We start from the raw sequence: 20406 nt of genomic DNA on the forward strand, positions 1-20406 counted from the left end.
TTTTCGGAACTGGTCCTTCTCGGGGTACCAGCTCGAGACCACCTTCCGGCCATGCGTAGGGAGATCTTTCGGATGGATCGTGCGGGCGCGGTTGCGCTCCTCGCGCGCGCGCCCGCGGTGCACCTCGCCTCGACGACGCCGGAGGGCGAGCCCGTGCTGCGCGTGTTGCACGGCGTCGTCGTGGGGGACCACCTGCTCTTTCACGGCGCGCCCGTGGGCGAGAAGATGGACGTCGTCGGCCGGCGTGCGGTGATCTCCGCCGAAGAGATCGTCGCCTCGATCCCGAGTTACTTCGTCGATCCGGAGCGCGCGTGTCCGGCCACCACGTTCTACCGGAGCGCGCAGGTGCACGGCACGATCGAGCGCGTCGATGCGCCGCATCTGAAGGCCGCGATGCTCGCGGCGCTCATGGAGAAGTATCAGCCCGAGGGTGGATACGCGCCGATCGACGCGGAGCATCCGCTCTACAAAAAGGCCGTTGCGGGCGTGCTCGTGCTCGGCGTGTCGCTGGAACGGCTCGATGGCAAAGCGAAGCTCGGGCAGAACCGCACGCCCGCGGAGATCGGTCGTCTCCTCGATCTGCTCTGGGCGCGAGGCGCGCCGGGCGACGCTCGGGCGATCGATCTCGTGCGCGCGGCGAGCCCGTCCTTGGCCGCGCCGTCGTTCCTCGAAGCGCCCGCGGACGCGACGCTCTTGTGTGCGATGGGGGAAGCGGACGCCGATGAGGCGACGGCGCTCCTCGTGGGTACGTACTGGTGCGAAGGCACCTCGTCCGATCGCATTCGCAGGAGCTTGCTTGGTTCGTCCGCCTGGGTCGGCGCGCGAGATCGCTCGGGCGCGCTCGTGGGAACGGCGCGCGCGATCGCGGACGGCGCGCGGCGCGCGTGGATCTACGACGTGATCGTCGACGACGCTTGGCGAGGTCGCGGGCTCGGCCGCGCGCTCATGCGGCTGCTCCTGAATCATCCGGCGGTGCGCGGCGCGGAGACGGTGCTCTTGCGCACGCGGGATGCCATGGGGTTCTACGAACCGTTCGGCTTCCGGACGCGGCACGTGCACCGGACGGATGGGCGGGAGATCCACGAGATGATCCTCGCGCGAACGGAAGCGAGCGGAGAGGCTGCCTGTCCGCTTGCGTCGGCGGGGAAAGGCACGTAGTTCAGGTGAGAAGGATCTCAGAGATGCCTCGTAAGCTCGCTGATCGTCTCTCTGCTGTGGCCCCGAGCGCCACGCTCGCGATGGCCGCTCAGGCCGCTCGCCTGCGAAGCCAGGGCCACAAGGTTTATTCGTTCAGCGTCGGGGAGCCGGACTTCGAGCCGCCGCGCCACGTGCTCGACGCTGCGAAGGCCGCCATCGACAAGGGCGTGTCGCACTACACGGCCGTCACCGGCACGCCCGAGCTCAAGGCCGCCATCTGCGCGGCCACTGAGCGTGATCGCGGCTATCGCCCCGCGCCGAACGAGGTGACCGTGTCGTGCGGCGCGAAGCATGCGCTCTTCAACGTTGCCCTTGGCCTCTACGAGCCCGGCGACGAGGTCGTGATCCCCGCGCCGTACTGGGTGAGTTATCCCGAGCAGGTCCGCATCGTCGGCGCCACGCCCGTGATCGTCGAGACGCGCGAGGACGAGGGCTTTCGCATGGATGCCGCGTCGCTCGAGCGCGCGATCACCGAGCGCACGAAGGCGGTCATCCTCTGCACGCCTTCGAACCCCACGGGCTCGGCTTACGCCGAGTCGGAGCTGCGTGCCTTGCTCGATGTCGTGCGTCGGCACGATCTGTGGCTCGTCGTCGACGAGATTTACGCCGACCTCACCTACGACGGCTTCCGGCACGTGTCGGTGCCTGCGATCGCTGAGGATCTACGGAGCCGTACGATCGTGATCTCCGGCGTGAGCAAGACGTATGCGATGACGGGGTGGCGCATCGGCTGGAGCATCACGCCGCCGGAGCTCTCGAAGGTGCTCGACGTCGTGCAGAGCCAGAGCACGACGAACGCGACCGCCGTGGCGCAGGTCGCGGCGGCTGCTGCGCTCTCGGGCCCGCAGGATGCCGTGCGCGTGATGCGTGACGCTTTTGCGAAGCGTCGCGATCGCATGGTCGAGGGCTTGCGCAGCCTCCCTGGCGTGCGCTGTAGGATGCCCGAAGGGGCCTTCTATGCGTTCGCCGACGTCCGGGGCCTCTACGGCATTCCGTACAAGGACGGCGCGATCAAGACCGACCTCGACGTCGCGATGTGGCTGCTCGAGGAGGCGCATGTCGCGAGCGTGGCGGGCACGCCCTTCGGGGCGCCGGGCTACGTGCGGTTCTCGTACGCGTGCTCGGAGAGCGACATCGATGGGGGGATCGAGGCGATCCGGGCGGTCATCGCGGCTGCTCGTGGCGGGGTCTGACAAACCGAGCGTCCCCATCATCAAAACACTTGTCGGACGACATGGCTTGAGCTAGTCATGTCGCCGTCGTCGAGCCGCGGCGCGGAGCGTGAACCACGCCCCGCCAAACTCCCGAACGGGCGCATAACTCAGCGGTAGAGTGCATCCTTCACACGGATGAAGTCACAGGTTCAAATCCTGTTGCGCCCACCCCGTATCCAACCTCGTTGACCTTGCTCTCCGGAGCCCTCGCGAGGTTCACAGCACAAACCCTCCCTTGCATCGACCGCATCGCGGTCGATGCACCAAGGGGCGAGGGCAGCGCCCGCAGAGGGGCGGATAGCTATCCAAAACTTCCCCGCATCGACCGTATCGCGGTCGATGCACCAAGGGGCGAGGGCAGCGCCCGCAGAGGGGCGGATAGCTATCCAAAACTTCTCCGCATCGACCGCATCGCGGTTGATGCCCAAGGGGCGAGGGCAGCGCCCGCAAAGGGGCGGATAGCTATTTAAAAATCCCCTGCATCGACTGCGCTTCGCGCAGTCGATGCACCAAAGGTCCAGGGCTGGCCCTGGTCCGGGTCCAGGGGTGGACAACCCCTGGTCGGGGTCCGGGGTGAAACCCCGGCGCTACGGCAGCATCACTTCGACGCGCTCGCCTGCTCGAGGCGCTTCGTGATGGCGTCGATCGTCGCGCGAAGGTCCTTGCGATCGCCGAGGCATGCGAAGCAGTCGGCTTGGCGGTGCCAGCTGCAGCCTTTCGTCGCGAGCAGAGGCTTCAGGTGCGCGAGGGCGCGCTCGTCGCCTTCCTTGGCTGCGCGTGCGAAGAGCTTCTTGCGATCACAGCCGGCGGCTGCGCGGAGATCGTTCGCGACGAGCAGGCCGGGGCCGGCGAGCTCCTTGACTTTGGGATCTGCGAACAACCGCGTTGCGCGCTCCTTCGGAAACTTGCCGAGCCCCGATGCGCTCAGGAGCTCGTAGAGCAGCTCGGGCCCACGCGCGCCCATCTCCTTGCCCATGATGTCGAGCGCTGTCGCTGCGACGTCGACGGGCCCGTTGGCCACGATCAGGAGCGCTTGCTTGATGTCCGGATCGCGGGCCATGTCCGGCGCGACTGCGAAGAGCTTGCGCACGGTCGTCATCGCCTTCGCGTAGTTTGCCTTGTCGCGCGTGTATGCGAGGGCGAGCGCCTTGAGCACCTCGGGCTCTTCGGGGTACCGCTCTGCGAGCGTCGCGAGCGCGGTTGCGCCTTTCGGCCGCGCCTCGCTGAGCTCCTCTGCGACCGATGCGCGGTTCGTCGTCGGGGGCGGCTCCTTCGTCGCGGCTGATGCCGATACTGCGATCACCGGCGCGGCGTCCTGCGCCGAACCTGCGTCGCTCACCTCCGCCACGGACGAACTCTGCTCGAGTGCGTCGATCGGCGCGGTGCCGCGCAGCGTGATTGCGAGCGCGACGATCCCCACGACGCCGATGAGCCCTGCGCCTGCGAGGATCACGGCTTGCACGCCTCGGCTGCGCGTCGGCAGTGGTCGCGCGCGCGGCGCCTGTCCGGGCAATGCCGGCGCGTACACGGTGGCTGCTTCGGCGATCACGCCGCGCTCTCCGCCTTGCCTGGAACCCGACGACCCAGCGCCGCTCATTCAGGTCCGCATGATACGGGCGACGCGCGGCGCGCACCATGCAACTGATGTGCTGTTCACAGATGGACACGATGCATCCGCCCGCGCTGCGAAGCGCGGGGCGGGTGCGGGGTCTTGAGGAGGAGTTGGGAGGGGGAGGGGGCGAGGGATGCGCGGGCGGCTGGATGCGGCCGCCCGTGGTGGATCACTCGTAGTCGTCGCCGCCCGAGGGGGGCTTGGGTGCGGCCGGCGGCGGCTTCGGCTTGTCGGCCGGCGTCGCGGCGGGCTTCGGCTCCGTCTTCGTCTCGGGCTTCGGCTCCGTCTTCGTCTCGGTCTTCGGGGGCTCCGCGGCCGGCGCTGCCGACGCGGGGGGCGCCGCGGCGCTCGCCGTCGTGGGGGGAGCGGCGTTCGCCGAGGACGAAGGCTCCGGCGCGGCCGAGGCCGAGGCCGCGGGCACGACCTCCGGGGTCGCAGCGGGCGTCGGCGCGGGCTTGACCTCGGGCTTGACCGTCGGCTGGACCTGCGGGGGGGTGGGCGCGGGGGGCGTCTCGTTCTTGCCTTGGCCGAGCGCGAGGAAGAGGCCACCGCCGATCGCTGCCGCGATGAGCAGGATCGTCAGGATCCTGCCGCCGCCGCCGCTGCTCTCCTCGACGGGCTCGGGGGGCGGAGGCGCTGCTTTCGCCGCGGCTGCCTTGGGCTTCGTGCCGCCGCTCTTGCCTTCGCCTTCCTTTGCCTTCGAGCCGCGGACGTCGACGGTCTTCGCTTCGCGGCGACCCTCGCCTTCGCTCTTCTTCGTGGTCGATGCGGCCTTCGCCTCGGGCTTCTTCGAGACGGGCTTCTCGGAGTCGGCCTTCTTCTCCTCGGCCTCGGGCTCCTCGGCCTTCGCTTCGGCCTTGGGCTCCTCGGCCTTCTCCTCGGCCTTGGGCTCTTCTGCCTTCGCTTCGGCCTTGGGCTCTTCGGCCTTGGGCTCCTCGGCCTTCGCTTCGGCCTTGGGCTCTTCGGCCTTCTTCTCCTCGACCTTGGGCTCGGCCTTCTTTTCCTCGGCCTTCTTCTCCTCGGCCTTCGGCGCTTCCTTGGCGAGCTCGATCTTGCCGCCGCTCACGTCGTCGAGCGAGCTGCCCGTGCCTGCGAGGGCTTGCTGCAGGAGCTCCGCGGCCTGGCGCATCACGGTGCGCTCCTCCGGCGGCGGCATGTCTGCCTCGGGCGTGGTCGACGGGAAGAACCCGCCACCGCCGCCACTCGACTCCGTCTTCTTCGCCTCGGGCGTCGACGTCGTCGGCCTGCCTGCGGCCTTCGCCGCGGCGCCGACCGCGCCGAGCCCGAGCATCGTCGAGGCGCGCGGACCGGTCTTGGATGCGGCCGCTGCGGGTGCGGGCGTCGCTGCTCCGTCCCCGTCGTCGCTCGCGCCTTCGGGTTTGCCCGCGTCGTAGGCGTTCGGGCCACCCTTCTGGTTGTCGACGAGGCGCTGGATCATCGCCTTCGAGTCGTCGTCGATCTTGATGAACTTCACGCCCATGCCGGCGGGCGACTCATCGGTCGACTGATCCGAATCGCGCTTCCAGACGACGCGGCCGACGCCGCTGAGCACGGACTTCTCCTCCTGGATGCGGATCTCGAACTTGAGCAGCGTCCCGGGGGGGAAGGGCGACGACGTCTTGATGAAGATGCCGCCCTTGCTCACGTCATGTGAATGGTTCTCGATGAACTCGTCGACGGTGGCGCTCTTGTAGCGCACGGTCATCGAGAGCACCTTCGCCCGCGGGTCCTTACGAGTGTCCTCAGCCATCAGGGTAGAGCTCCCATCTCGATCAACGAAGGGTCGCTCCGGGTCGCCCCGGCGCGAGCAGCGGCGCGGATGTTACCTTGAGGTCGCGCACAAACCCAACTACGTTGTAACCGCCTTCGGCCGGAAACTTTTCCGTACCGTCGTTTGCCCCGAGACCCCGCACGCTCGTGCTCGCTCGCTGATCCTGCAGATCGAGCGCGCCGCGCATGTGTCGCCTCCACGATAGAGATATCATTTCCGCATGTCCGTTCGGGACCACTTCCGCGCGCACGGACGAAAGCGCATGGAGCTCGAGGCCACCCTCGTCGACCCGGAGGGCCACGCCCGCGGCGTCACCATCCGCGACCTCGGCCTCGGCGGCGCGGGCATCGAGCTCTTCGAGCGCGACATCTCGGCAAACGCGGGAAATGAGCTGACGCCCGATACGTCCGTCACGCTGGAAGTGACGACGCCGTCGCTCTGGGACCCGCTCCGCTTGAACGGCACCGTCGCGTGGATCCGCCGCGGCACGCCCGGCGGTCGTCGCACACGCGCCGGCATTCGCTTCGAACACCACGACGCAGCCACGCTGCTCTCGTTGTTTCAGATCCTCTCGTAGCTACGCACGCCGCGCTTCACGTGACACGTGAGGCGCGGCGCGCCCCTCGCGGACGACACGAGCCTCGACGTGGCATCTTCGCGAGATCGCTATCGACTTTCAGGAGAGCAGCGGCGCGCGGTGCCCTTCCTGGTTGTAGCGGACGGCGTAGAGGCCGCCGAAGAGCGCGGACACGCCGATCGCGAACACCCAGAACAGAGGCGCGAAGATCAAGCTCGCGCCGAGCACGCGACCGAACACCATCACGAGGAGCGACGCGGCGAGCACCACGCGCAGCGGCGCGGCGTACGCGAGCCCGATGCCCGGGACGAGCGCGCCGAGCACGACCGCGAGCGTCACGCTCTTCCGCGGGACCGTGAGCAGGCCCTGCTGCGCATACGTCATGGTCGGGATGCGAGCGAGCCGCGTCGACCTCGCGTCGCGACGTCGCGCGAGCGGCGCGGACGTGGAGAGGCCGCGGACGCGGTACACGACAAAGCCCTCGCTCTCGTCGACCTCGAGATCGAGCAGCCCCTCGCGAGCCATCCTGTCGAGTCCCCGCTGAACGCGCTCGGGTGGCGTCCTGAGGTGCGCGACCACGTTGGCCACGGTGAGCGTGACGCCGCGGCTGCCGAGCTCGATCACCTCGACCTGAAAATTCTCGTAGCTCACCAGCGATCTTCTAGTGCTCGCCGGTGGAGGGCGCAGCGCATCGAAGATCGTTGGTGTACGGACGATTGGATGTAGAGGAGCTCGGTCGTGCGTCGAGCGACGCCGACGGATGTCAGAACGCGAAGACGGGGCCGATGGAGGGCGCGATGACGACGGCGAACGTGGTCACCATGAACATCGCCTTGACCTCGGCGGTCAGGCCGAAGTTCGGCGTGAAGGCGTAGGTGGCGCCGGCGCCGAGCGAGACGAAGTTCAGGCCCGAGATCTGGTAGGCGTCGAGGTCGCGGCTGACTGCCGGCGTGCTGCCGGGGCAGGAGTCGTCGGACGGATCGATCTTGTCCTCGCCGTTCTTCTGCAGCTTGTCGCAGACGGTGACGGGCACGGCCGCCGAGACCTTCGCGAAGCCGACGCCGAGGAAGCCGAACGGGCGGACCTGACCCTGCTCGAACTGGCTGCCCATGAACGAGTACCAGGCGCGCGCCTCGGCGTGGATCGGCGGGAAGCCGGACATGCTCGGGTGGAGCGAGTTCGGCGGCTGCTGATCCGACGAGGGGTGCCCGCCGAAGGAGACGCCGAAGCGCGCGCCGAGGCCGAGCGCGCCCGAGCCGAGCGTCACGAGCTCGCGATCGTACGAGGCAAAGACGCGACCACCCGCGGGCGCGAAGCCGCCCTGGATGCCGTTCGTCCCCTGCGCTGCGATCGGATCGCCGAAGAAGCGATCGCTGCTGCCGGGGTAGAAGCAGTAGTACGCGTCGTTCGAGCCCGAGCAGACGTTCTCGGCGCTGCTGATCAGCATCAGGTCGAGCTGACCACCGACGCCGATGATGTTCTTCTTGCCCTTGCCGGCAGGCTGGGGGCCGGTCTCGTCGCCCTCGCGCTTGCCTTCTTCGCACTGGCCGTTCTGGCAGATGAGCCCGGCCTGGCACTCTTGATCGGCCTCGCAGGTCGCGCCCCAGCCCTTCTCGCCGCGCTTCTCCTCCTTCGAGGTCTTCTCGCAGCCCGGCAGGCCCGGCGGACAGTCTTCCTTCGCCTTGCACTCCCTCGGGGGCTTCTTGCCCGGGAGCGAGGGCTCGTCACCTTCGAGCTCGCGCTTGATCGGGACGCGGTACGGATCTTTCTGCGAGCCCGCCTTGAGCTGCTCGCCGCTGTCGTCCGTGACCACGATGTAGTACTTGATGTCGCCCGTCGTGGTGACGTCCGCGCACGGGATCTCGACGCCCCAGCCCTTGCCGACGCGCTGCATCTCGAGCGAGGTCCACTTCGTGGCGCCGAAGGGCTTGTACCGGAGCGTCGCCTTCTCGACCGTGACGTCCTCGCCGACCTCGAGGTACACGGGCACGGGCGTGTTGACCGCCTGCTCCGCGATCGGCGTGTGCTCGAGATCCCCGCCGGGCTTCTCGCCGCCGTCCTCGCCGCCGTCCTCGCCGCCCGGCGGGGGCTTCGACGGGCCCGAGGGCTTGCTCGGCTTCGCCTGCTTCTTGGCCTCCTCGAAGGCCTTCGTCAGCTCGGGCGTGGTGAACGACTCGAGCAGCGCGGCGTTCGGGTCGACCTTGAGGGCCTCGACGAACTCTTCCTTGGCCTTGTCGAGCTTGTTCGAGCCGCCGTAGACCGTGCCGAGGGCGATGTGCAGCTTGCCCAGAACCTTTGGGCTGCAACCATCGTCGCCGCACTTCTTGAGCGCGTCCTTGAGCTTCTTTTCGGCCTTGTCGAACTCGACGGCGAGGTAGTCCTCGTCCATCGCCTGGTCGTGGAGCTTGAGGGCCTCTTTGTCCTTCTCGCCTGCCGCGAAGGCCGTGCCCGGGTAAGCACAGAGGCCACCCATGACGACAGCGGAAAGCGCAAAGGCAGCGAACGACCCAAACGGACGAAGATACACGGCGGTCTGTCCTCCGGGAGGAGCGATGGGGGAGGGCTCGGAACCGAGGTTTTACTTCTGACCTTCGGTCCGGACAAATTGCACGCGTCGATTGAGCGCGCGATTTTGATCGGTCGTGTTCGGAACGAGGGGCACTTCCATACCGTAGCCGTGCGATGTGAGCCGGCTCGGGTCGATGCCCTTCGCGACGAGGTACTTGAGAACGGCCGCGGCGCGGCGATCCGAGAGCTTCTTGTTGTACACGGCAGCACCCTTGTTGTCCGTGTGGCCCTGGATCTCGATCTTGATCTTCGGGTTGTCCTGAAGAACCTGCGCGACAGCGTCGAGGATCGCGAAGCTGTCGGGCTTGATCTTGTCCTTGTCGAACTCGAAGTGGATCTGCTGGGTGATCTTGATCTCCTTCTCCGTCACGATGACGAGAGAGGGCTTCTTCGGGCACCCAGGCTTGTCGCCGCCCACCACGCCGGGCTCGTTCGGGCACTGGTCCTCGAGATCCGGGACCGTGTCCTTGTCGTTGTCCGGCTCAGGGCAGCCGTCGACGTCCTCGTACCCGTCCGGATCCTCGGGATCGTTCGCGCAGCTCTTGCCCGTCGACGGATCCTTGTCCGCGTCGTCGAGGATCGTGTCGAGGTCGTTGTCGAGCTCGGGGCAACCGTCGTCGTCGAGGTAGCCGTCCTTGTCCTCCGGCAAGAGGACGCAGCTGTCCTTCGAGTTCGGAAGGCCGTCGCCGTCCGTGTCCGGATCGTCGGGGCAGCCGTCCTCGTCCTGGAAGCCGTTCCACGTCTCGGCCTCGCACGGGCACTTCGTGTCCTGCGGGTCGAGGTAGCCGTCGCCGTCGCAATCTCCGGGGGGCGGCGGCGGCGGGGGCGGCGGCGGCGCCTCTTCCTCGACGAAGCCACGCTCGGCGCACTTCTGCGGCGGCGAGAGATCATACGCGGCGTGCGTGTTCGCGCGCGCGATGTCGAGGTGCGCCTTCGCCTTGAAGAGGAAGCCCTGATCGAGCTCCGTCTCCGCGAACGTGAGGTGGCTCTTCGCCGTCGCGAGCTCGCGCGGCGCGCAGCGGATCGCGCCGTTGCGCTCGGCCTGTCCTGCGATCTTCGTGAGCCCCTCGATGTCGCCGCGCATGACGGAGACCTGCGAGCACGAGGCCTGACCGAGCGCCACGACGACGAGCGCCGGAAGCGCCCAGCGTCCGTACGAACGATCCGCCGGACGACGCGCCGGCTTCTGCATCCTGGTTGCGCCGCGCGTGCTCTTCATCGGCCCGATCCTTCGTGCGCCTGCTTCGCCAGAACGATGGCCTTGTCGGCGAACTCTTCAGCCGTGCTCGCGAACTTGATCGCGTCGCCGTAATCGGCTGTCGAGGCCTCTTCCATGGCCTTGTGGAGGTGCTCCTTCGCGTACCAGAACTCGTAGGGCGCGTAGCGCTCGGCGCCGAGCGCCTCCGCCGTCTCGAGCTTCGAGGAAGCGCTGCTCGAGGTGATCGCGTAAATCGATCCACCACAGCCGGTCGCGCCGACGAGGAACAAAGTCCCCATCGCTGCCAGCACCCCAGCTCCACGCTTGGGGCTCCGGGTTGCCTCCCGGCACCCTCCGCCCCAAACCCCGCTTCGGAACCGCCGCACGTGCGCCTTCACGATCCGCGTTCTTTCTGGAGCGACGACGGAACCGATCCGTCGCTCCCATCCGTGCCCGGGACGCTACCAAGCGTGCGCGCCGCGCGTCAACGGTGCTGTGACACGCGGGATACGGTCAAAGTCGACGGAATACCGAGACCACGACGCCGAGCAGCATCGTCGGCTTGAAGTCCGAGGCCCGCACGAGGATCGGGGCCATCTTCGAGTTCGCCGGCTGGAACCGGACGTAGTCCTTCTCGGGGAAGTAGTACTTGACCGTCGCCTCGTCCCCGATGAGCGCCACCACGATCTCGCCGCGCTGCGCCGTGGGCTGGCGACGCACGAAGATGTAGTCGCCGTTCAGGATGCCGGCCTCGATCATCGAGTCGCCCGTGACCTTCAAGCCGAAGATCTCGCGGCCGCCCCGGACGAGCATCCGATCGATGCGGACCGTGTCGATGAGGTGCTCTTCGGCGAGCAAGGGCAGGCCCGCGGCGATCCGGCCGACGACCGGGACCTCGAGCAGGTCGTCCTCGGGCGCCTCGGGCATCGAGAGCGACTCGTCGGCTCGTCCATTCGCGGCGGACATGTCCTTCGGCCGCAAGGCGCGGCTCTTCATGTCCTCCCGCGTCAAGTACCCCTTCCGCTCGAGCGCGCGCAGATGGTCGTTCACCCCGTTCGTGGAGCGAATGCCCATGTGCGCGCCGATCTCTCGCAGCGTGGGCGGATACCCCCGCTCGTTGATGGATTGGCGGATGTAATGCAGAACCTGCTGTTGGCGCTCGGTGAGCCCTTGCATCGCGGCGCCTACCCTACTGAACGGGCGGGGGGGTGTCAAAACTCCTGCTTTGTTTCTTACCGGAGGATTCGAGGAGGCTGGATCCGCCGGGCTCGCTAGGTCGCGGGGCCGCGACGCACGGCGCGCCCTTCGATCATGGCGCGCAGCTCCTCGATGTCACCGGCGTGCGCGAGCGCGTCTTCGAGCGAGATCGAGCGGCGCTGGTAGAGGCCGTAGAGGCACTGGTTCATCGTCTGCATGCCGCTGCCCGCCTGGCCGACCTGCATTTGCGAGTAGATCTGGTGGAGCTTGTCCTCGCGGATGAGGTTCCGGATGGCCGCGTTCGGCACCATGACCTCGACCGCGAGCGCGCGACCTCCGCCGATCTTGGGGACGAGCTGCTGCGTCATGACGGCCGCGAGCGTGAAGCTCAGCTGCGCGCGGACCTGCGACTGCTGATGCGCGGGGAAGACGTCGATGATGCGGTTGATCGAGGAGACGGCGCTGTTCGTGTGCAGCGTGGCGAAGACGAGGTGGCCCGTCTCGGCGATCGTCAGCGCCGCCTCGATGGTCTCGAGATCACGCATCTCGCCGACGAGCACGACGTCCGGATCCTGGCGGAGGATGTACTTGAGCGCGTCCTTGAACGACGCCGTGTCGGCGCCGACCTCGCGCTGGTTCACGACCGAGAGCTTGTGGTTGTGGATGTACTCGATCGGGTCCTCGACCGTGATGATGTGCAGGCGCTGCTCGGAGTTGACCTTGTCGATGATGCTCGCGAGCGTGGTGCTCTTGCCGGAGCCGGTCGGCCCGGTGACGAGCACGAGGCCGCGCGGCTTGTTGGCGATCTCGGAGGCCACGGGCGGCAAGCCGAGATCGTCGAAGCTCAGGATCTTGAAGGGGATCTGGCGGAACGCGCCCGCGACGGCGCCGCGCTGCATGAAGATGTTGGCGCGGAAGCGGGAAATATTCGAAAGGCCGAACGAGAGGTCGAGCTCGTTCTTCTTCTCGAAGACGATCTTCTGATCCTCGCTGAGGACCGAGTAGCAGAGCTCCTTCGTGTCTTCTTCGTTCAGAGGCGGGAGCTTGAGCGGGACGACCGAGCCGTCGATGCGCAGCAGCGGAGGCGAGTTCCGCGTGATGTGCATGTCGCTCGCCCCCTTGTCGACCATGACCTTGAGGAGCTGCTGGATCGTGTAACGGAGGGGCTCGCGCCCCGGCGTCTCCGCGGTCATCGCTAGTCTCCCATCGTGACGCGGCCGATCTCCTCGGTCGTCGTCATGCCCTGCATCACCTTCTCGATGCCCGCCATGCGCAGGGTCATCATGCCGTTCTTGATCGCGGCCGTCTTGAGCTCGGCCGTCGAGGAGCCCTGCAGGACGAGCTCCTTCAGGTTGTCCGTGAAGCGCATGACCTCGTAGAGCGCGACGCGGCCCTTGTAGCCCGAGCCGTTGCACGTCTTGCAGCCCGCGCCCTTCATGAGCTTCGCGCTCTTGATCTGATCGGGCGTGAAGCCGAAGTCGGCGAGGTGGCGGGGATCGGCCTTGTACGGCTGTCTGCAGTCGGCGCAGTTCTTCCGCGCGAGGCGCTGCGCGAGGACGAGGTTGACGCTCGCGGTGATCAGGAAGGGCTCGATGCCCATGTTGAGCAAGCGCGAGATCGTCGACGGCGCGTCGTTCGTGTGCAGCGTCGAGAGCACCATGTGGCCCGTGAGCGCGGCCTTGACCGCGATCTCGGCGGTCTCGAAGTCGCGGATCTCGCCGACCATGATGATGTCCGGGTCCTGGCGCAGGAAGGAGCGCAGCGAGGCCGCGAAGTTCAGGCCGATGGAGTCCTGCATCTGCACCTGGTTGATGCCGTGGAGGTTGTACTCGACGGGATCCTCGGCGGTGCTGATGTTCGTCTCGATCTGGTTGAGCTCGGAGAGCGCGGAGTAGAGCGTCGTGGTCTTGCCGGAGCCCGTGGGGCCCGTGACGAGGACCATGCCCCAGGGCTGGTTGATCGCCCACTGGAAGTCCTCGAGCGGCTTCCTGTCGAACCCGAGCTTCGTCATGTCGAGCTGGAGGTTCGACTTGTCGAGGAGGCGCATGACGATCTTCTCGCCCCAGATCGTCGGGCAGACGGAGACGCGGAAGTCCATCTCCTTGCCCTTGCCGAGCTTCAGCTTGATGCGCCCGTCCTGCGGCAAGCGGCGCTCCGCGATGTCGAGCGAGCTCATGATCTTGAGCCGGCTCGCGATCGCGTTCTTGAGCTTCATCGGAGGCTGCATCTCCTCCACGAGCACGCCGTCGATGCGGTAGCGGACCCGGAGCTTCTTCTCGTAGGGCTCGATGTGGATGTCGCTCGCGCCCTTCTTGATGGCGTTCAGGAGGATCGCGTTCACGAGCCGCACGACCGGCGCGCCCTCGGCCGCCTTCTCGAGCTCGAGGACGTTGACGTCCTCGGTGTCGACCGTGAAGTCGACCTGCTCGTCGCCGAACTCCGCGAGCATCTCGTCGTACGAGGGGCCGGCGGAGTAGGCGCGCTCGATGGCCTGCGTGATCGCGCCCTCGGAGGCGACGCGCGGCTCGACGATGGAGCCCGTGAGGAACTTGATGTCGTCGATCGCGTGGAGGTTCGTGGGATCCGCCATCGCGACGACGAGCGAGGTGCCCGATCGGAACAGCGGGATGATCTTCTGCTTCTCGCAGACGTCGCGCGGGACGAGCTTCAGGACGTCGGGATCGAACTCGGTGCCGTCGAGGTCGGCGACGGGGACGCCGTACTGGGTGGCGAGGAAGCTCGCGATGTCGTCGTCGGACAGGTAGCCGAGCTTCGTCAACACCTGGCCCAGGTTGGTTCCGCTCTTCCGTTGCTCTTCCTGCGCCTGGCGGAGCTGCTGCAAGCTGATGAGCTTCTCGCGGACGAGCAGCTCGCCCAGGCGGGTCTGACCGGTCGTGAAGTTGGACATCGAGCCTCCGATGGTCCGCGGAGGGAAGGGGAGAGTCAACAGCCGGGCACGGCGAGCCGCACGAGAGCCCTCGCGCGAGGCTTCCGATGCGCGCTACCATGCCGCGCAGTGGGTCTCTTCGATCGCTTCCTGCGCTGGGGCGAGGGCCGACGAGCAAAAGACGCGCGCGCCCGGGAGCTCGCCGGTGACCTCGCTTCCGCCGCCACGCTGTACGTCGAGGCCGAGATGCCGGACGAAGCGGCGCGCGTGCTTTTGCTCCGCGCCGACGCCGAAGGCTCGGCCGAGCAACGGATCGCGTTCTGCGACGTCGCCGCGCGCACCGCGAAGAGCGAGGAGATCCAGAAGCGAGCGCTCGGTCGCAAGGCACGGCTCACGCTCGACGTGATCCGCGCCCGCGGGGGCGCCTCGCTGAAGAGCGAGCTCGCGCGGGTCGCGCGTGAGCTCGAGGGCGCAGGCGAGCTCGAGCGCGCGGCCGAGATCTACGCGGAGCTCGGCGAGGCCGAGTCGGAGATCCGGGTGCTCACGGAGATGGGCGCGATCGAGAAGCTCGAAGAGCGCCTCAAGGCGTCCCACGCCGAGTCGCGCAAGGTCCGCGAGGTGACGGACGTGCGCAGGCGCGTCGCCGATCTCGACCGGACCGCCGAGCGGCGCGCCGCGCTGGAGGTCGCGCGGGCCGCGCTCGTCGAGCGAGACGACGACGTCGTCGCCGACGCCGCCCGCGCGATCCGAGCGCGCCTCGCGACGGGGCCGCTCGTGGATCTGGAGATCGGCGGGAAGCTCTTCCACGCGGCGCTCGGCGATGAAGTGACGATCGGTCGCGGCGAAGCGACGATCCTCGTCGGCGCGCGGGCGGTGAGCCGCACGCACCTGCGCATGCGCCGCGAGGGGAGCGAGATCTTCGTGGAGGACCTCGATACGCGGAATGGGACGATGCTCGCCGGCGCGCGCATCGAGGGAGCGATCCCAGTGGGCGAGGGGATTCGCCTCGAGCTCGGCGGCGAGGTGCCGTGCGGGATCGAGCGGCCGACGGCGTCGCCCGAGCGAGAGCTCGTGCCGGACGGCGTGGTCGTGACGATCGCCGGGATGCGTTTCCTCGCGCCGCTCGGCGCGCTCGTCGTGGGCGCGCTGCACGTGGATCGGGTGGTACAGGGCGACAGCGGGTTCGTGGTGCTGCGGACGCCGAGCGGCGCGCCGCGGCCGATCCTGGGCGAGTTCGAGCTCGCCCCCGAGGTGGAGCTCTGCGTCGGCGACGAGATCCGCGCGAGCCGCGGCGGGCCGGTGGTGCTGCGCGTGGCCAAGGGCAGCCGCGAAGGGAGCGGGAGCGGCGCGTGAGCTTGTGGCGGAAGATCAAGGGGAGGCTCTTCGGCGAAGGCGACGAGGCCACGAGCGAGGAGGCTTCGCGCGGCGCGGATGAGGGGACGACCGCTGCGGTAGGAGGCGCGCGTCGCGAGAGCGCGCGCGCCGAGGTGGACGAAGTATCCGCCGAGCTCGCGCAGCTCGCGCGCGTGGGCGCGCCGGACGGCCCGAGCGAGGAACGAGCGATCCTGCTGCTCCGGAAGGCGCGCGGGACGGTGCGCGAGGCCGAGGCCGCGGCGCGCGTGCTCGAAGCCGCGGAGGATCACGCGGTGGCGGAGGCCGTGCGGCTCGCGTGCGCGGACATCCTCGCGGCGCGTGGGGACGAGAAGGGCGCGCTCGAAGCGCTTTCGAACGCGTCGAGCACGCCGGCGCTCTTGCTCGCGGCGGATCTGCACGCCTCGCTCGGCCAGCTCCCGCGGGCGCTCGGGACGATCGAGCGCGTGCTCGCGCGGAACATCGACACGCCGGGCGCGCGTGAACGGCACACGCGATGGCGCGCGGCGCTCGGCGCGGCGCCAGGACCCGCGCGGCGACTCGACGAGGCCACGGTGGTGACGGACGCAGGCGCGCGCGCGCCGTTCCGGCTCCTGCGCGAGGTCGCGCGCGGCGGCGCTGGGACCGTCTACGAAGCCGAGGACGAGCTGCTCGGCCGGCGCCTCGCGTTCAAGGTCTACCACCGGCGTGGTCGCGACCGCGAGCACCTCGAACGGGAGGCGCGGCTCGCCGATCGGATGCGCGGACCCGGCGTGCTCCGCGTGCTCGACGCGGATCCGGAGGAAGGCTGGCTCGCGCTCGAGTGGATCCCGCGGGGCTCGGTGCGCGACGTGCTCGCGCGGGGCGACCTCGCGGCGCTCGTCCCCATCGATCGCTGGGCGCTCCCGCTCGCTCGGGCGCTCGCGCGGCTCCACGCGGGGGGGTTCGTCCACGCGGACGTCAAGCCGGCGAACGTGCTCCTCCGGGACACCGGCGAGCCCTTGCTCGGCGACTTCGGCATCGCGCGTCCGCTCGGCGCCCGCGGGGAAGGGGGAAGCGCCGGCTACGTCTCGCCCGAACGTATCGCCGGCCGATCGAGCGACCCGCGGGACGACGTGTACGGCTACGGCCGCGTGCTCGAAGACGTGCTCCACAGGCTCGGGGAGCGGGGGATCTCTACAGAAGAGGCCGCGCGGTGGCGCGCGGTCGCGGACGTGTGCATCGGTCCGGACGATCGGCGCCCGGCGAACGGCGCCGACCTGGTCGGGCGTCTGCCCACGACGCGGGCGAAGGGCCCGTGAGCCTCCCCGGGGCGGGTGCGGCCCAGGATACCGGGGAAGCGCCCGACCCACGAAGGGTTGTCGTTCGCCGCGCTCTCCGCGCCGAGGCCTGGTAGATTCTCTGCTTCGATGAAGGCCCGCGGCCCGGGAGCAGCCTGATGCGCTTGGCGATCGTCGCGACGCCCTCGCTTCTGTCCGACATGCGCGCCCCGCCGGGCGCGCTCGACGGCGACATCCTGCGCTCGCGTCTCCCTCTGGAAGACACGGGATTCGAGGTGGTGGACATCGATCCCCACGTGGATCTCGCCGAGCAGCTCGACACGCTCTTCGAGCAGCGCAAGCCGGGACCGGAAGACGAGATCCTCTTCTACGTATCGAGCCCTGTCGCGGTCTCGGTCGACGGCGAGTTCTTCCTCTGCCTCGATCCCGAGAACCCGCAGACCGGCGACGCGCTCACCGACGTGGTCGCCGTCTTTCACGATCACGTGTCGGGGCCGGTGGCCTTCGTGCTCGAGTGTCGCCACGCGCCGGCGCCCGCCGATCCGTTCCGCAGCGCGACCGTCGTCGCCGCCGCGAAGGAGGCCGTGAACCCGCAGCGCAGCGGCATCGAGCTGCTCATCGCCGCGCGGCCCTCGTCGCCCGGCGTCGAGGATCGACCGTCGCCGTTCACGCGCGCGCTCATCAACGCGTTCGACGACGCGGACGCGGAGACCGGCCTGCTCGCGCGGATGCTCTACGAGCGCATCAAGGAAGGGCTCGTCGGCGTCGTGCCGTGTTTCGCACACGCGCGTGGATGGACGCCGTTCGCGCTCATCCCGGTGCCCGTCGGATCGGCGATCTGGAAGGACGCGGGTGTGCCGGCGTTGGCCGACGCGCCCGCGACGCTCGACGCGGACGCGATGGAGCTCGGCGAGCGGCTCGAAGAGGTGACGCTCGAATCGGAGGCGGCCGAGGCGCTGCTCGGGACGCTTGGCAAGCCGCTCGCGCGTTCCGTGCGCGTGGAGGCCATCGACGCGCCGCCGCTCCGCGAGACCGAGAACACGCCGTCGAGCGTGGAGGTCGTGCTCGACGACGCCGCGTTCGGCGAGCGCGGTCCCGCGACGACGTTGCGCTCGCGCATCATGCCGAGCTCGACTGCGCCCGAGCTTGCAGCGACCGAGGGCGCGCCGGAGAGCGCGTCCGAGCCTCTTGCGTCCGAGGTCGCGCCGGAGAGCGCGTCCGAGCTCGCTCCGCTGCTGCAGGCGAGCGAGCCGTCGGCGGCCTACGTGGCGACGACGTTGCCCGAGGATCGCTCGTTCACGCGCCCCGAAGCGTCGGTCCCTCGCGTCATCATCCAGGAGCCAGCGCCTCCGTCGGTCGCGCCGGCGACGACGCCGAGCCCGCAGACGGAAGGCCACGTCTCCGACCCGGCGCCGCGCATCACCGTCGTGCCGGCTCTCCCGGAGCCTTCGGCGCCCACGGTCGCGTCGCCCGGCACCATCTCGCCGCCGGACGTGCCGACCACGTCGCCTGCGCCCGAGACGGCGCCGGCGGTGGAGACGTCGCCGGCGGTGCATCATCGCGACACGGGCGACGCGATGCTCGCGGCCAAGGATCACGAGGGCGCGCTCGGCGAGTACCGAAAGGCGCTCGGCCACCTCGCGCCCGGCGACACAGAGGAGCGCGCCGAGCTCTACGTCCGCCTCGCGACCGCGAAGTGGGGGCAGGAGAAACGCAAGGAGGCGATCTCGAACCTCGACAAGGCGCTCACGCTGCGCCCCGAGTATCGCCCCGCGCTCGAAGCGCTCATCGTGCTCAACGTGACCGAGCGTGATTTCCGCGCCGTGCACGCCGCGGAAGAGCGCCTGCTCGCGACGCTCACGAGCACGACCGAGCGCTTCGAGCACCTGATGGAGTTCGGCGAGCGCTGGGAGGGCATCGGCTCGGATCCCGGCCGCGCGCGCGCCTCGTTCGAGCGCGCCCGCGACATCCGCCCCGAGGATCTCGTGGTCCTCGGCAAGCTCCGCCGCCTCTACGAGCACGCGAGCGAGATCGACAAGGTGATCGAGATCCGCCGCCGCATCGCGGAGCTCACGCCGGTCCCGCGCGACCGCGCCGCGAGCTACCTGGAGCTCGCGACCTACTGCCAGGAGATCGGCCGCGAGGAGCTCGCGATCGAGATCCTCGAGCTCGCGATCGACAGCGACTCCAGCATGATCGAGCCGCTCGACACCCTCGCGCGTGTCCTCTCGGAGCGCCAGGAGTGGAGCCAGCTCGAAGCGATCTACCGGCGCGCGCTCTCCCGCCTCGATCGGCTCCCGCAAGGCGAGGCGCGGCGCCGCGCGGCGTGGGAGATCGGGCGTCGCCTCGGGCTCCTCTTCCGCGATCACCTCGAGGACCCGCTCGTGGCGCTCGCCTACTTCGAGCGCTCGGTCGACGAGCGCCCCGACGATCTCGGCGGCCACCTCGTCGTCGCGGATCTCGCCCGCAACATCGGCCGGCACGAGCGCGCGCTCGTCCACCTGCGCGACGCGGCGAAGCTCGATCCGCAGCGCGCCCAGTCGTTCCACGACATCTTCGACGTGGCGCAGAAGCTCCGCCAGCCGGACGCTGCGTTCACGGCCGCCGTCGTGACCGCGCACCTCGGCGTGGTCGAGGCGCGCGAAAAATTCCTCTACGACGAGCACAAGCCGAACGGCGTGCCGCGCTTCCTGAGCGCGATGCCCACCGAGGGCTGGGATTTCCTGCGAGACGAGCGGAGGGACACGCTCACCGAAGGCGTGCTCGAAGCGATCGCGGGCGCCGCGATCGCCGCGCGGCTCGAACAGCTCGGAAGCGAAGGCAGGCTCCCCGCGCTCGATCCTTCGCAGAAGCAAGACCTGCAGCGCAGCACGATCTCGATCGTGCGTTCGTTCGCCTGGGGCAGCCATTTCCTCGGCGTGACGCCGCCCGACGTGTACGTGCGCGAAGACGCCGCCGTGAGCCTCGTGGCCATCCCCGCGCCGGACGCCACGGTCCTCGCGGGCCAGCACGCGCTGCGCGGCCGCACGCTCGCGGAGCTCGCGTTCCTCGTGGGCCGGCACCTCACGTACCACGTGGGCCATCACCGGCTCTTGCTCTTCTACCCGTCGCTCGAAGAGCTCAGCGCGTGTTTCGTCAGCGCCATCGCGATCGCTTTGCCGGACGAGCCGATCCCCGCGAAGGTCCGCGACGTCGTGCTCGCGTACAAGCCGCTCTTCGAAGCGCACCTCGACGACGAGCAACGCAAGGCGCTGGAAGAAGCCGTCAACGCGTTCGCCGTGGCGGGCGTTCGTCCCGACCTACCGCGCTGGGCCGCGGCCGTGGAGCGATGCGCGACGCGCGCGGGCTACCTGCTCTGCGGGAGCCTCGACGTGGTCGCGACGCTCCTCCGCGCCGAGCCGCGCGGCGCGCTCGACGCGGAGACGAAGATCGCCGACCTGCTCGGATTCACGGTGTCCGAGGGGCACGGCACGTTGCGCGAAGCGATGGGGATCTCGGTACAGCCTTAGCGGTGGGGGGCGCCGGTCGGACCGCGTTGCGGTCCTTCCTCTGCCC

15 protein-coding genes and 1 tRNA gene are annotated in these 20406 nt (G+C 69.1%); 7 read left to right on the top strand and 9 right to left on the bottom strand.

All coding sequences use genetic code 11. The features are described from left to right. Nucleotides 1-72: 72 nt before the first annotated feature. From QHF85_RS17200 to QHF85_RS17210, 3 genes are all read left to right on the top strand, one after another. Nucleotides 73-1158, top strand: coding sequence for a GNAT family N-acetyltransferase (locus tag QHF85_RS17200; RefSeq protein WP_281328286.1), 1086 nt, complete (start codon nt 73-75; stop codon nt 1156-1158). A gap of 23 nt (nt 1159-1181) precedes the next feature. Further along, nucleotides 1182-2390 (top strand): pyridoxal phosphate-dependent aminotransferase, encoded by a 1209-nt coding sequence (locus QHF85_RS17205; protein WP_281328287.1) that lies wholly within the window; start codon nt 1182-1184, stop codon nt 2388-2390. 117 nt (nt 2391-2507) lie between these two features. Further along, a tRNA-Val gene (locus QHF85_RS17210) sits at nt 2508-2579 on the top strand. 430 nt (nt 2580-3009) lie between these two features. Here QHF85_RS17210 and QHF85_RS17215 read toward each other — a convergent pair. Both QHF85_RS17215 and QHF85_RS17220 read right to left on the bottom strand, forming a co-directional pair. Then, nucleotides 3010-3960 (bottom strand): hypothetical protein, encoded by a 951-nt coding sequence (locus tag QHF85_RS17215; RefSeq protein ID WP_281328288.1) that lies wholly within the window; start codon nt 3958-3960, stop codon nt 3010-3012. A 232-nt stretch (nt 3961-4192) separates the two neighbouring features. After that, nucleotides 4193-5773, bottom strand: coding sequence for a TIGR02266 family protein (locus QHF85_RS17220; RefSeq protein WP_281328289.1), 1581 nt, complete (start codon nt 5771-5773; stop codon nt 4193-4195). Between the two features lie 241 nt (nt 5774-6014). Between QHF85_RS17220 and QHF85_RS17225 the strand changes: the two genes are divergently transcribed. Continuing rightward, nucleotides 6015-6371, top strand: a complete 357-nt coding sequence (locus QHF85_RS17225; RefSeq protein ID WP_281328290.1) for a PilZ domain-containing protein — start codon at nt 6015-6017, stop codon at nt 6369-6371. A gap of 99 nt (nt 6372-6470) precedes the next feature. On the opposite strand, the gene QHF85_RS17230 is transcribed toward QHF85_RS17225, so the two are convergent. The 7 genes from QHF85_RS17230 to pilB form a co-directional block, all read right to left on the bottom strand. After that, on the bottom strand, nt 6471-7022 hold the full coding sequence (locus QHF85_RS17230; protein ID WP_281328291.1) for a hypothetical protein: 552 nt from the start codon (nt 7020-7022) through the stop codon (nt 6471-6473). 112 nt (nt 7023-7134) lie between these two features. Continuing rightward, complete coding sequence (locus QHF85_RS17235; RefSeq protein ID WP_281328292.1) at nt 7135-8844, bottom strand: hypothetical protein; 1710 nt, start codon at nt 8842-8844, stop codon at nt 7135-7137. A 105-nt stretch (nt 8845-8949) separates the two neighbouring features. Further along, a complete protein-coding gene (locus tag QHF85_RS17240) occupies nt 8950-10158 on the bottom strand; it encodes an OmpA family protein (RefSeq protein WP_281328293.1) in 1209 nt (402 codons plus the stop codon). Next, nucleotides 10155-10436 carry a DUF4398 domain-containing protein gene (locus QHF85_RS17245; RefSeq protein WP_281328294.1) on the bottom strand — a complete coding sequence of 94 codons (282 nt, stop codon included), beginning with the start codon at nt 10434-10436 and terminating at the stop codon, nt 10155-10157. Before QHF85_RS17245 ends, QHF85_RS17240 begins: the two co-directional genes overlap by 4 nt. Before the next feature lie 214 nt (nt 10437-10650). Beyond that, complete coding sequence (lexA, locus tag QHF85_RS17250; RefSeq protein ID WP_281328295.1) at nt 10651-11313, bottom strand: transcriptional repressor LexA; 663 nt, start codon at nt 11311-11313, stop codon at nt 10651-10653. Between the two features lie 95 nt (nt 11314-11408). Next, nucleotides 11409-12527 (bottom strand): type IV pilus twitching motility protein PilT, encoded by a 1119-nt coding sequence (locus QHF85_RS17255; protein WP_281328296.1) that lies wholly within the window; start codon nt 12525-12527, stop codon nt 11409-11411. 2 nt (nt 12528-12529) lie between these two features. Then, complete coding sequence (gene pilB / locus QHF85_RS17260; protein ID WP_281328297.1) at nt 12530-14242, bottom strand: type IV-A pilus assembly ATPase PilB; 1713 nt, start codon at nt 14240-14242, stop codon at nt 12530-12532. A 108-nt stretch (nt 14243-14350) separates the two neighbouring features. On the opposite strand from pilB, the gene QHF85_RS17265 reads away from it, so the two are divergent. From QHF85_RS17265 to QHF85_RS17275, 3 genes are all read left to right on the top strand, one after another. Then, nucleotides 14351-15574 carry an FHA domain-containing protein gene (locus QHF85_RS17265; protein ID WP_281328298.1) on the top strand — a complete coding sequence of 408 codons (1224 nt, stop codon included), beginning with the start codon at nt 14351-14353 and terminating at the stop codon, nt 15572-15574. Further along, a complete protein-coding gene (locus tag QHF85_RS17270; RefSeq protein WP_281328299.1) occupies nt 15571-16872 on the top strand; it encodes a serine/threonine-protein kinase in 1302 nt (433 codons plus the stop codon). Before QHF85_RS17265 ends, QHF85_RS17270 begins: the two co-directional genes overlap by 4 nt. Nucleotides 16873-17009: 137 nt before the next feature. Further along, nucleotides 17010-20360, top strand: a complete 3351-nt coding sequence (locus QHF85_RS17275; protein ID WP_281328300.1) for a hypothetical protein — start codon at nt 17010-17012, stop codon at nt 20358-20360. Nucleotides 20361-20406 lie beyond the last annotated feature (46 nt).

The sequence above is a fragment of the Polyangium sp. 6x1 genome (assembly GCF_029946515.1).
GTDB lineage: Bacteria > Myxococcota_A > Polyangia > Polyangiales > Polyangiaceae > Polyangium.

Excerpts from the sequence above, each read along its gene's own strand:
- QHF85_RS17225 (WP_281328290.1), top strand. The coding sequence starts at position 6,015 with ATGTCCGTTCGGGACCACTTCCGCGCGCACGGACGAAAGCGCATGGAG.
- QHF85_RS17240 (WP_281328293.1), bottom strand. The coding sequence starts at position 10,158 with ATGAAGAGCACGCGCGGCGCAACCAGGATGCAGAAGCCGGCGCGTCGT.
- pilB (WP_281328297.1), bottom strand. The coding sequence starts at position 14,242 with ATGTCCAACTTCACGACCGGTCAGACCCGCCTGGGCGAGCTGCTCGTC.
- lexA (WP_281328295.1), bottom strand. The coding sequence starts at position 11,313 with ATGCAAGGGCTCACCGAGCGCCAACAGCAGGTTCTGCATTACATCCGC.
- QHF85_RS17220 (WP_281328289.1), bottom strand. The coding sequence starts at position 5,773 with ATGGCTGAGGACACTCGTAAGGACCCGCGGGCGAAGGTGCTCTCGATG.
- QHF85_RS17235 (WP_281328292.1), bottom strand. The coding sequence starts at position 8,844 with ATGGGTGGCCTCTGTGCTTACCCGGGCACGGCCTTCGCGGCAGGCGAG.
- QHF85_RS17255 (WP_281328296.1), bottom strand. The coding sequence starts at position 12,527 with ATGACCGCGGAGACGCCGGGGCGCGAGCCCCTCCGTTACACGATCCAG.
- QHF85_RS17245 (WP_281328294.1), bottom strand. The coding sequence starts at position 10,436 with ATGGGGACTTTGTTCCTCGTCGGCGCGACCGGCTGTGGTGGATCGATT.
- QHF85_RS17200 (WP_281328286.1), top strand. The coding sequence starts at position 73 with ATGGATCGTGCGGGCGCGGTTGCGCTCCTCGCGCGCGCGCCCGCGGTG.
- QHF85_RS17275 (WP_281328300.1), top strand. The coding sequence starts at position 17,010 with ATGCGCTTGGCGATCGTCGCGACGCCCTCGCTTCTGTCCGACATGCGC.
- QHF85_RS17205 (WP_281328287.1), top strand. The coding sequence starts at position 1,182 with ATGCCTCGTAAGCTCGCTGATCGTCTCTCTGCTGTGGCCCCGAGCGCC.